Origin of the sequence: Mycobacterium adipatum, from assembly GCF_001644575.1 — a bacterium.
In the GTDB taxonomy this organism is placed as follows: domain Bacteria; phylum Actinomycetota; class Actinomycetes; order Mycobacteriales; family Mycobacteriaceae; genus Mycobacterium; species Mycobacterium adipatum.
This window is the reverse complement of the sequence record NZ_CP015596.1, coordinates 5,766,368-5,778,103: the sequence shown is the minus strand read 5'-3', so window position 1 is coordinate 5,778,103 and position 11,736 is coordinate 5,766,368. Positions and strand designations below refer to the sequence as shown.

Annotated in this window: 7 protein-coding genes; 4 read left to right on the top strand and 3 right to left on the bottom strand. The window is 69.0% G+C overall.

What is annotated here, in order from left to right; translation table 11 throughout:
• Positions 1–20 precede the first annotated feature (20 nt).
• Entirely contained in the window at positions 21–392 is a 372-nt protein-coding gene (locus A7U43_RS27555; RefSeq protein ID WP_231963489.1) for a hypothetical protein, read from the top strand.
• A gap of 78 nt (positions 393–470) precedes the next feature.
• Here A7U43_RS27555 and A7U43_RS27550 read toward each other — a convergent pair whose 3' ends face one another.
• From A7U43_RS27550 to A7U43_RS27540, 3 genes are all read right to left on the bottom strand, one after another.
• Positions 471–3,437: a (Fe-S)-binding protein gene (locus tag A7U43_RS27550; RefSeq protein ID WP_068001597.1), complete on the bottom strand. Its 2,967-nt coding sequence runs from the start codon at positions 3,435–3,437 to the stop codon at positions 471–473.
• A 203-nt stretch (positions 3,438–3,640) separates the two neighbouring features.
• Positions 3,641–6,082: an isoniazid response ATPase/transcriptional regulator IniR gene (gene iniR, locus A7U43_RS27545; protein ID WP_068001594.1), complete on the bottom strand. Its 2,442-nt coding sequence runs from the start codon at positions 6,080–6,082 to the stop codon at positions 3,641–3,643.
• Complete coding sequence (locus A7U43_RS27540; RefSeq protein ID WP_068001590.1) at positions 6,079–7,869, bottom strand: Hsp70 family protein; 1,791 nt, start codon at positions 7,867–7,869, stop codon at positions 6,079–6,081. The genes iniR and A7U43_RS27540 overlap by 4 nt, the downstream gene beginning before the upstream one ends.
• A 219-nt stretch (positions 7,870–8,088) precedes the next feature.
• On the opposite strand from A7U43_RS27540, the gene A7U43_RS30160 reads away from it, so the two are divergent.
• The 3 genes from A7U43_RS30160 (at position 8,089) to A7U43_RS27525 (ending at position 11,725) form a co-directional block, all read left to right on the top strand.
• Positions 8,089–8,586 carry an Rv0340 family IniB-related protein gene (locus tag A7U43_RS30160; RefSeq protein WP_197499931.1) on the top strand — a complete coding sequence of 166 codons (498 nt, stop codon included), beginning with the start codon at positions 8,089–8,091 and terminating at the stop codon, positions 8,584–8,586.
• A 273-nt stretch (positions 8,587–8,859) separates the two neighbouring features.
• Positions 8,860–9,795, top strand: a complete 936-nt coding sequence (locus A7U43_RS27530) for an IniB N-terminal domain-containing protein (protein WP_068001587.1) — start codon at positions 8,860–8,862, stop codon at positions 9,793–9,795.
• Between the two features lie 91 nt (positions 9,796–9,886).
• On the top strand, positions 9,887–11,725 hold the full coding sequence (locus A7U43_RS27525; protein ID WP_068001584.1) for a dynamin family protein: 1,839 nt from the start codon (positions 9,887–9,889) through the stop codon (positions 11,723–11,725).
• The last annotated feature ends 11 nt before the right edge of the window (positions 11,726–11,736 follow it).

The following is an 11,736-nucleotide window of genomic DNA, read 5'->3' as shown; positions in this document are numbered from 1 at the left end:
GTGCGGTATTCGGTATCACGATGGCGGTGGGTGTGGCATTCGCCGCTCCCGCGCAGGCGCAGCCCCCGCTGCTCAACGGCACCTTCTCCGGTGCGGAGGGCGATCCGGAGAACATCTGGCAGATCGCCAGTACCTGCGGGCCGGCCGGCTGCGCGGGGACCGTCGCGAGCAATCAGGGCTGGACGAGCCCGATGACCCTGACAAATGGCGTCTGGTATTTCTCGGTGACCAAACCCGACGGTTTCATTTGTGCCGATGGCAGTTTCCAGCCGGCGGTCATTTCGATGGAGCTCGATCCGGCGACGCTCCGCGGCGTGCTGTCCGCCGATTCCAATGGTGCCTGTCCGGGCGGCATCACCAGTGCGACGCCATTCCAGCTGAAACAGGTCTAGAACCAGGCCGAGTGGCCAGTTATGACACGTATTCGGGCTGAAACCGTGTCATAACTGGCCACTCGCGCAGATGGAGCCTCAGCGCTTGCCGGGGCGGCGGGCGCCCTTGGCGATGCCGAGCCCCTTCACCGGTGCCTCGTCACCGACGACGCGGTCGTCGCCTCCCGAGCCGTTCGACGACGCCGGCGGCTCGGGTGCCTCGGCGGGCACCTCGGCCTCGGCGGCGGGTTCGGCGGCCGGAGCCGGTTCGGCGGCGGGCGCCTTGGGAGCGGCCTTCTTCGCACCGGGGCGGCGTGCGCCGGCGGCGATACCCAGGCCCACCACCGGCGGCTCGGGCTTGCCCGGTTCGGCGGGCTCGGTCGCGGCCGGCTCGGCGGACGCGGTCTCCGCGGGCTTCGGGGCAGCGGGCGCCGCCGCGGCGGGCGCCTTCTTTGCACCCGGACGGCGTGCGCCGGAGGCGATGCCGAGCCCCTTCACCTCGGGTTCGGGCGTGGCGGGAGCGGTCTCGGCGGCCGGGGCGGCTTCGGCTGCCGGAGCGGCGGCCTTCTTGGCGCCGGGACGCTTTGCCCCGCCGGCGATTCCGAGTCCCTTGACCGGTGCCGCGGGTGCGGCAGCCTCGGTAGCGGGTGCGGCTGCCGCGGGTGCGGCGGCCTTCTTGGCGCCCGGGCGCTTGGCGCCGCCCGCGATGCCCAGACCGGTGACCGGTGCCGCGGCGGCGGCCGGTGCGGCAGGCTTGGCGGCCTGCTCCTCGGCCGCTTCTTCGACAACAGGTGCGGCCACCGCTTCGGCCTCGGCCTCCAGGGCGGCGCGTGCCTCGGCGCGCTGCGCGGAAGCCGCTGCGGCCGTGCCCTTTTCGGGCAGCGTGTAGAGGCTGGTGTCCAGCGAGCCCAGCAGCAGCTGGGCCACGTCAAGCACCTCGGGGCCCTTTTCCATGCTGCGTGTGGACGCCACGTCGTCGACACCGTCGGTGATCATCACGCGGCAGAACGGGCAACCGGTCGCGATGGTGGAGGCGCCGGTGTCGATGGCCTCCTCGGTGCGCTCGGTGTTGACGCGCTTGCCGATGTGCTCTTCCATCCACATCCGCGCGCCACCGGCACCGCAGCACAGTCCGCGATCGGCGTGCCGCGGCATCTCGGTGAGTGTCGCGCCGGCCGCGCCGACCAGCTCACGCGGGGCCTCGTACTCCTTGTTGTGCCGGCCCAGGAAGCACGGATCGTGGTAAGTGACTTGCTGATCGACCGAGGTCACCGGGATCAGCCGCTTGTCGCGGACCAGGCGGTTGAGCAGCTGGGTGTGGTGCACCACCGTGTAATTGCTGCCCAGCTGCGGGTATTCGCGGTTGATCGTGTTGTAGCAGTGCGGGCAGGTAACCACGACCTTGCGGTCGACGGCCTCCACGCCCTCGAACAGCTCGTTGATGGTCTCCACGTTCTGCGCCGCGAGCTGCTGGAACAGGAACTCGTTGCCGGCACGCCGCGCCGAGTCGCCGGTGCAGGTCTCGCCGGTGCCCAGCACCAGGTACTTCACCCCCGCGGTGGCCAGGAGTTCGGCGACGGCCTTGGTGGTCTTCTTGGCGCGGTCCTCGTAGGCGCCCGCGCAACCGACCCAGAACAGGTACTCGAAACCTTCGAACGAGTCGACGTCCTGGCCGTACACCGGCACGTCGAAGTCGACCTCGTCGATCCAGTTGGTGCGGTCCTTGGCGTTCTGGCCCCAGGGATTGCCCTTGTTCTCCAGGTTCTTGAACAGCACGCCGAGCTCGCCGGGGAACTCGGATTCGACCATCACCTGGTAACGGCGCATGTCGACGATGTGGTCGATGTGCTCGATGTCGACCGGGCACTGCTCGACGCAGGCGCCGCAGTTGGTGCACGACCACAGCACGTCGGGATCGATGACGCCGCCCTGCTCGGCGGTGCCGACGAGCGGGCGCAGCGCCTGCTCGGGGCCGGAGCCCTCGATGCGCGCGAAGCCGTCCTCGGGCACGCCGTGTCCGTGCAGGCTGTCGCCCAGCTTCTCGAAGTCGACGGAGCCCTCTTCGGGCATCTCCTTGCCCTCGATCAGGTAGGGCGCCTTCGCGAACATGTGGTCGCGCAGGTTCATGATGACGAGCTTGGGGGACAGCGGCTTACCGGTGTTCCAGGCCGGGCACTGGGACTGGCAGCGGCCGCACTCGGTGCAGGTGGTGAAGTCGAGGTAGCCCTTCCAGCTGAAGTCCTCGATCTTGCCGCGGCCGAACACCGCGTCCTCGGCGGGATCGTCGAAATCGATCAGCTCGCCCTTGTGCTCCATCGGCAGCAGCGGACCCAGGCCGTCGGGCAGCCGCTTGAAGGTGACGTTGATCGGCGCCAGGCCGATGTGCAGATGCTTGGAGTGCAGCACGATCAGCAGGAACACCAGCATGACGCCGATATGACCCATCAGTGCGAGGGTCTCGATCCACATGTTGGCGGTCGCGCCCAACGGGGCCAGCAGCCACGCCATCGCGTCGGAGACGAACGCGCCGGACTGGTAGGGGAACTCCTCGCCGAGCACGTTGACCGCGGCGCCGCGGAACAGCACGTAGGTGGCGATGACCAGGAAGATCATGAACAGGATCTCCCAGGCGCCGCCGGTGTGCGATCCGTAGAAACGCGATTCGCGGCCGATCTTCTTGGGCTCGCGGGCGATACGGATGATGGCGAACGTCACGATGCCCAGCAGCACGGCGAGGGCGAAGAAGTCCTGCAGGAAGCCCAGGATCGGCCAGCGGCCGACCAGCGGGATGTGGAATTCGGGGTTGAACAGCACGCCGAAGGCCTCGACATACACCGTGGCGAGGACGAAGAAGCCCCACATGGTGAAGAAGTGCGCGATGCCGGGGATCGACCATTTCAAGAGCTTCGACTGGGCGAAGACTTCCTTGTTCTGGTTCAGGAAGCGGGTGACCAGATGGTCTTTGCGGCCACGCTCGTCGCCGACCTTTTGGCCGGAGCTGATCAGCTTCGTCAACCACAGCACGCGCTTGGCGGCGAACACCAAGACGACGGCGGTCATCAGCATTGCGAGGACCAACCTGCTCACTTCGAGCGTGTGCTGCACCGCGTGCCTCCCCGAGTTTTAAGTTACTGGCTGGTAACCTGAGTATAGTTACTGATCAGTAACTTAGGCTATTTGCCTGCTCATAGTTACATCACCGGTTGTCGTACCGCTAGCAAGGCTGTCCTAACTCACTAGTTGGTCGCCATTGTGCGGGGTCTGCACGCTCAGGCCGGGGTTCCCAAAAGGGCCCGCAACATCGACAGCATCTCCGTTCGGGATCCCGCGCCGAGGCGGCGCCGGATACGGGCGACGTGATGCTCGACGGTCTTTGCCGAGATGAAGAGTTGACTACCGATATCGCGGTAGGGCATGCCCAGCAGCAACAGTTCGGCGACCTCGCGCTCGCGCTCGGACAACCGGGATGACGGCACCGCGCCGGGACGCCCGCCGATCCCCGCCGGCCGCACCGCGGGCTCGACGGCATCCGGGGCGTCCGGTTCCACCGGGGCGTCGGCGTTGGTGGACTTCAGGTCCCGCGCGAGTTGCAGCATCACCCCGGACACCCGGGGATCCGGTGTCTGTAACGCGGCCTGACTGGCCAGCCGGGTGGCATCCCAGGTCAGCCCGAACTGGGCGAGTGCCCGCGCCGCGGCCGACACGTCGTCGACATCGACCTGGTTGGCCAACACCCGCAGCCACGCCCGGCCGGCCGCCGCCAGCGCCCGCGCGTAGGTGCTTCCGGCCGCGGCCGCGGTGAGTGCCTGACCGTGCGGGGCAACCGCATCCGGCGAGTTGGCCAAGATGCCGGCGTGCACGCCCGCCCAGTGCAGCGGCACGGACCACAGCGGTGGCCGGCCCAGCGTGTCCAGCAGGCCGAGGGCGTCGTCGAGATGGTGTTGCATCCGCTCGACCAGACGCAACCGGGCGGCGGCGATCCACAGTTCGCCTAGCGGTAGCAGTGCGTAGAGGTCCAGCGAGTACTCGGCGAGCACCTCCATCGCCGCATACCAGTGTTGTTGCATCGCACCGGTGTCACCGCTGCGGCGCGCGATCGCGGTCCGCAGCGCCGCCGCCCAGAGCGCGTCGCGACGGTGCAGGGCCGCCGAGCCGGCGGCGGTGGCATCGGCGGTGGCCCGGTTGAGCTGACCGTCCAGCATCCGGGTCCAGCCCAGCAGCAGTCGATGTCGGTGGGCGGTGAAAACCGCGCCGTGCCCGGGTGCGGTGCCGGCGGCGCGCCCGATGATGCTGCGCGCGCGTACCGGATCTCCGCCGTGCAGCGCGACCAACGTCACCAGGGCCGCGGGGCTGTCCGGAGCGACCAAGGCCGAGGACCATTCCGCGGTGATGGCCTGATTCAGCCGGCCGATGGCGGCCGGGAACGGACGATCCAGGGTGAACAGCAGGCCCTCGGCCAGGCTGCGCGCCGCGCGGGCCGTCGAGGTCGGTGGGCCGGTGTCCTCAACATCGAGGGCGGCCCGCGCCGCGCCGGCGTCCCCGGCGCCCACCGCCACCACGGCGGCCGCCGACGCGACGAACGCATCCGGGTATGGCCCCAGCCAGCGGAACAGGTCGGCAGCGGCCGTGGCGCCGCCGTCATGCATGGACACACTCGCCGCGATGCGCACCGCCGCGGCGCGCTGGGAGGGATCGCCGGAACCCAACAGTCCATCGGCCAGTCGCGCCGCTGTCGCGCAGTCCCCGCTCAACGCCAGCGCATCACCGAGGTCGGTACTCAACTGTGTCGAGTCGGCGTCGGACGCCGCCCGGTACAGCCGGGCGGCGCGGGCGGGTTCGTCGCGGTGGCGTGCCGCCAACGCCGCCAGCGCCTCCGCGAGCCGGGTGTCCCGCAGCCCGTGTTCTGCCAGCCGCAGCGCCAGATCGGCTGACAGCGTGGTCATGTCGAGTTGTGAACGCAGCAGTGCGATTTCGGTGTCGTGGTGGCGCGCGGTGCCGACGATCTCGGCCACCGCGTCGTGCAGGGTCTGCCGGAACGCCTGGTGTGGCCCGGGTTCCAACAGCCCGCTGGCCCGGGCGCGGTCCACAAGGGACTGGGCGGCAACGGTATCCACGCGCAGTGCCGCCGCGATATCGTCGGGCCCCAGGCCGGCATCCAGTGAGCACAGCAGCAGGGTGTCGAGCACCGGTTGGTCGAGCCGGCGCAGCCGCTCCACCAGAGCGAACCGGGCGGCCTCTGCCGGCACGTCGGCGACCGCGGCCGCCTCGACCAGAAACGGTATCCCCGCCGTCGCTTCGAGTACGGCATCGGCGTTCTCGAGAGCTGTCAGGTCGGCTGCCGTCCGGGCGCCCAACGTCACCGCGGGGTTCTCCCGGGTCAGTGCCAGGGTCAGGGCCCGCAAGGCGTGCTGCTGGGCCAGTGGTTCGGCCGCGACCACGACGGTGCGCCCGGGTTCGGCGGCCCGCCGGCGCAACAGCTCCAGTTCGTCATCGGGGAGCAGATGGGCGTCGTCGACGATCAACGCGCCCGGTCCGTCGTCGGTGGCGCGGGCGCACACCGGCACCCCGGCTTCCCGGAGCGCCGCGCGCACCGTGCCCAGCAGCGCCGTCTTACCGGTACCGATGCCTCCGCAGACCAGCACCTTGACCGGTTCGGTCGGTGCGTTGATCAGTGCCGAAACGGCGTCGGAGTCTGCGCGCACGACGGCTATGCGCCTTCGATGACAGGCTCCACGGGATCGGGTTCCGGGATGGGCTCGGGCTCCGGCGCGGGCGCCACCGTGGTCGTGGTGACGGGCGGTTGGGTGGTCGTGGTGACCGGTTTCGTCGTCGTGGTGGTGGGCGGGGTCGTGGTGGTCGTGGTCGTCGTCGTGGTGGTCGTCGTGGTGGTGGTGGTCGTGGTGGTGGTGGTGGACGACGTCGTCGACGGTGTCGTGGTGGTCGTGGTGGTCGACGACGGCGGCGGCGGTGCCACGGACGTGGTCACCACACCGTTGTCGCCGGTGATCGTCACCGTTGTGGGTTCGGTCGCCACCGGTTCACCGGGCTGGCCCGGTTCGGTGGAGAAGCTCGTCGCGGTCTCGGTGACCGGGCCGCTGGGACTGCTGGTGCCGGTCAGGGTGACGGCGAGTCCGCCGACCGCCAGCAGCGCGGCCGCGGCGGCAGCACCGAACAGCAGCGGTGGGCGCTTGTACCAGGGCAGCGGTTCCGGCTCGACCGGGTAGTCATCCTCGTCAGGGGCGAACGCTACCGGCGGCCGGGCGTCGGTCGGTGTTGCGGCATAACCGGTCTCGTAATCCGGACCCTGGTAGGGGACCGGCTCACCCGTCGGCGCCTCCTGATCCTCGGACCATGCCAGCCCGCCGGCAGCTCCGGCGTCGGCAGCGGCGGCCCCACCGGCCCAGCCCATCGTCGGCGCCATTCCGGTGGGAGCCGAATCCGGGCTCGCGGCCGGTGCCAGGCCGGTCGCCGCGCCCGCTTCGGAGGCAAGGTCGGCGACCAGGGCTGCGCCGGCGGCCGCCAGGGTCGCGGCCTGCGGCCCGGTGGCTACCGGAACCTGAAGGCGCTCGGAGAGTCGTTGTGTGACAAGCGGAATGGCGGCGCCTCCGCCTACGGTGGCCACCGCGCTCAGCCGCCCGGGCGCAATGCCGTTGCGCTGCAATACTTCTTCGATCGCGGCAAGTAGGCCGCCCAGCGGCGGATCGATGAGCTGGTCCAGTTCGGCACGGGTGACCCGGACATCGGAGCGCAGTCCGGGCAGTTCCACCGGCACCACGGTGGCGGTTTCGGCGGACAGTCTCTCCTTGGCCCGCCGGCACTCATCGCGCAGGCGACCGAGCGACCCGACCGCGGCTGTGCCCGCGGGGTCGGCGCTCCCGGCATCGGCGATGCCGGTCAGGATGTGGTCGAGGAGAGCCTGATCGATCTGCTCGCCGGAGAAATCGGGGTACCGCAGCGTCGCCCCGATCGGCGCTAACTGGGCGCCGGCATCGGCCAGCGTCACGCTGGTGCCGGTGCCACCGAGATCGACCAGCGCGACCACGCCCTGGCTCGGCAGGTTGCCTGCGGCACGCAGACCGGCCAGGGCGGCCAGCGAATCCGGCACCACCGCCGCGGCGGCCAGCCCGGGCTTGTTGCGCAGCGCGGTCTGCAGGGCGCCCACCACCGCGGGCGCCCAGTGCGCGGGTACCGCGATGGTGATCGGGCTGCCGCCGCCTACGGTGTGGGCCATGGCATCGAGTGCCTCGGCGAGCACCTGATCGCCGCGGTGAGAGGACCCGTCGGAGGCCACCAACGGCACCGGGTCGCCGACGCGGTCCACGAAACCGCCCAGCACCAGGCCGGGCTGGCTCAGGTTGGGGTTCTCGCTGGGGACGCCGACCTCGGGAGCCCGGTCGTCGAACAGGGTCAGCACCGACCGGCGCGTGACCGGTGGCCGCCCCTCGCGGGCCGCCACCAGATTGGTCATCCCGACGGACAAACCGAGCGAGTCGCTCACGGAGCTGCTCCCCTCACTTGTAGGCAAGGTTCAACCTTAATGGCAGGGACCCCGGCGAACCGGTAATCCCCCTAACGTGTCGGAACCCCTAATGGGCAATCCCCTAATGGGTGTCGGCGGCGGCTGGGTTCAACACCGATCTCAGCGGCACCCGCCGTCGATAACATCGGTTCACAAGCTTCGGATGTAACTCCCGGAAGATGGTGCGGAGATCAACTCATGGCCAACACACTGCTCGACTTCGTGATGTCGCTGGTGCGCGACCCTGACGCGGCCGCACGCTACGCCGCCGATCCCGCCGCCACCATCGCTGACGCCCACCTGCCCGATGTGACCAGCGCCGACGTCGACCAACTGATCCCGGTGGTTGCCGAATCGGTGTCTTCGGCGCTACCCGGCCTGGACGCCACGAGCTGGGCCGGCACCCTTCCGGCGGTCGACGGCAACGTCTGGGCCAGCGGTGCCGCCACCGCGGCGTTCGATGCCTTCGGCATCGAGGACTCGACCCCGGTGATCGCCGACGGGCTGGACGACCTGCCGGTCCCCGATGTGCACGCGGTCACCGATGACGAGCCCGGGTTGATCCAGGGCCTCGATGACGGATACGCAGATGTGCCGGTCAACACCGTGATCGAGGATGTGGCGGGGCCCGACGGCCTCCCGGGGCTCGACTGGGACGACGCCCCGGACGCGTCCGGATTCGACATCTTCGACTGATCTCGACCCCAAGCCCCTCGACCCCAAGCCCGCCCCACCACGAAAATTCGTGGTGGGGCGGGCTTTTTCGGGTGTCCGCTGGATAGCCCCCGACAACCCCCTAATCCCCTAATGGGGGCACCCCCTACACCCCGGTACGGGGTTGGTGGAGGAGGGGATTCAACCCCGTTTCAGCGAACTCTTCGCGCTCATAACGTTGTCCTCAGTTCGCCGGACCACCCAGCGACAGGAACTCACCAACATCCTGACCCCAGAATCTAGGAAGGCACCGAAATGACCACCATCATCGACTACATCCTCGACCTGTTCCGCAGCCCCGATCTGGCCGGCGCCTTCGTGGCCGACCCGGAGCAGGCCCTGCGCGACGCCGGCCTGCCCAACGTCACCGCCGCCCAGCTGTCGGCCGTCGCGGCGACCGCGGCGCCCGCCGGTGTGGCCCTCGGCGGCGGGGACCCGGTGCTCGGCCTGCAGCGCGCGGTCGCCGACCACCACAGCCTGGCCAACTCGTTCGCCCCGATGTACGCCCCGCAGCGCACCTTCGCGCCGGAGACCGACATCGCCAGCCACAACCGGACCAACGCCGAGTTCCTCAGCCCCGACCAGAGCTCGGGGGCCAACTCCCAGGTGGGCGGGTTCAACCTGGGCTTCGGCGATATCACCTTCGGCAACAAGACCTCCAACACCGCCACCGACGGCGGGGTCGTGGTCGACGGCGACAACGCCGGCACCGTCACCACCGGCAACGGCAATGTGGTCGGCGACGAGAACGTCACCGGTGACAGCAATGTCGTCGGCGACGACAACGTCACGGACAACACCAAGGTGGACGTCGAGACCGGCAACCACTCACCGGTGATCATCGGCGACGAGAACGACGTCGAGGACAACTCCCAGATCGCCGGGGACGACATCATCTCCGACAACGAGGCCCCGGTGGTCAACGATGTCGACACCAGCGGCGGCAACGGCGGCGGCTCGGTGGCCGGGGGCGGCCTCATCGGCGGCGGCCACTCCAGCGGTGGAGACGCCGGCAACGGTGGCGGTATCACCATCATCGACAACTCCGGCTCGCTGGACGCCAGCGATGACGACAGCGTGACCACCACCGTCGTGGACACCGATATCGACAACTCGGTGGACAACTCGGTCAACAACACCCTCGACGTGGACAACACCATCGAGACCAACGTCGACGCCGGACTGTTCTGACACCGCCCATCGCGACAACCCGACTGGCGGGGACCGCTTCCTGGTCCCCGCCAGTCGGCGCGCCTACGGTTGACACGCAGGAGAGGACGAGATGACGCAACCGAAGTCCGGACCCGATGCGCCGGCACGACCTGTCAAGGTGATCGTCGAGCTCATCGACCACACCACCAAGATCGCCGGGCTGTACGAACGCGCCGACCTGGCGGAACGGCTGCGCATCGCCAAGGAGCGGATCACCGATCCGCAGATTCGGGTGGTCATCGCCGGCCAGCTCAAACAGGGCAAGAGCCAACTGCTCAACTCGCTGCTCAACATCCCGGTGGCCCGGGTCGGCGACGACGAGAGCACCGTCCTGCCGACCGTCGTCTGCTACGCCGAGACGCCCACCGCGCGGCTGGTCGTAATGACCCCCGACGGCGCCGACGCCGAACTCGTCGATATAGACATGTCGGAGTTGAAGAACGACCTGCGTCGGGCGCCGGCCGCCGAAGGGCGCGAGGTGCTACGCGTCGAGGTCGGCGTGCCCAGTCCGATGCTCAAGAACGGGCTGGCTTTCATCGACACACCCGGTGTCGGCGGGCACGGCCAACCGCATCTGTCGGCCACCCTGGGCCTGCTGCCCGACGCCGACGCCGTCCTGATGGTCAGCGACACCAGCCAGGAGTTCACCGAACCGGAGATGACCTTCATCCGGCAGGCCGTCGAAATATGCCCGCTCGCGTCGATCGTCGCCACCAAGACCGACCTGTACCCGTACTGGCGCGATGTCGTCGCGGCCAACGAGGCCCATCTGCGGCGCGCCGGGGTCGCCACCCCGATGATCGCGGCGAGTTCGGTGCTGCGCAGCCATGCCGTCACCCTCAACGACAAGGAACTCAACGAGGAGTCCAACTTCCCGGCCATCATCAAGTTTCTGTCCGAGAAGGTGATGTCCCGGGAGAACGACCGGATCCGCGATCACGTGCTCGGTGAGATCCGCGCCGCCGCAGAACATCTGACGCTGATCGTGGACAGTGAGCTGTCGGTGCTCAACGATCCCGGCACCCGGGAGCGGCTCACCGCCGAACTGGAGCGGCGTAAGGAGGAAGCCCACGATGCGTTGCAGCAGACCGCGCTCTGGCAGCAGACCCTCAACGACGGGATCGCCGATCTGACCGCCGATGTCGACCACGATCTGCGCAACAGGTTCCGCCACATCACCGCCCACACCGAGAAGGTGATCGATTCCTGCGACCCCACCCAGCACTGGGCCGAGATCGGCACCGAACTGGAGAACGCGGTCGCGACGGCGGTCGGTGACAACTTCGTCTGGGCCTACCAGCGTGCCGAGGCGCTGGCCGCCGAGGTGGCCCGGTTGTTCACCGAGGCCGGCCTGGACGTGGTGGAGCTCCCCGAGGTCAGCGCCCGCGACATGGGTGCCGGTTTCGGCGAGTTCAAACCGGTGGCCAGGCTGGAGGCCAAACCGATCAAGGCCGGCCATAAGGTGGTCACCGGGATGCGCGGCTCCTACGGCGGCATCCTGATGTTCGGCATGCTCACCTCGTTCGCCGGGCTCGGCATGTTCAACCCGCTCTCCCTGGGCGCGGGATTCCTGTTGGGCCGCAAGGCCTACAAGGAGGACATGGAGAACCGGATGCTGCGCGTGCGCAACGAGGCCAAGACCAATGCGCGCCGCTTCGTCGATGACATCGCCTTCATTGTGAACAAGGAATCCCGGGATCGGTTGCGCGCGGTGCAACGCCAACTGCGCGACCACTACCGCGGTATCGCCAACCAGACCAGCCGCTCGCTCAACGAGTCGCTGCAGGCCACCCTCGCGTCGGCGAAGATGGCCGAAGACGAGCGCAACGCCCGGATCAAGGAGCTTCAACGCCAGCTCAACATCCTCACGCAGGTCGTCGACAACGTGGACAAGCTCGTGGCCGCCTAGACTCGCAGCCA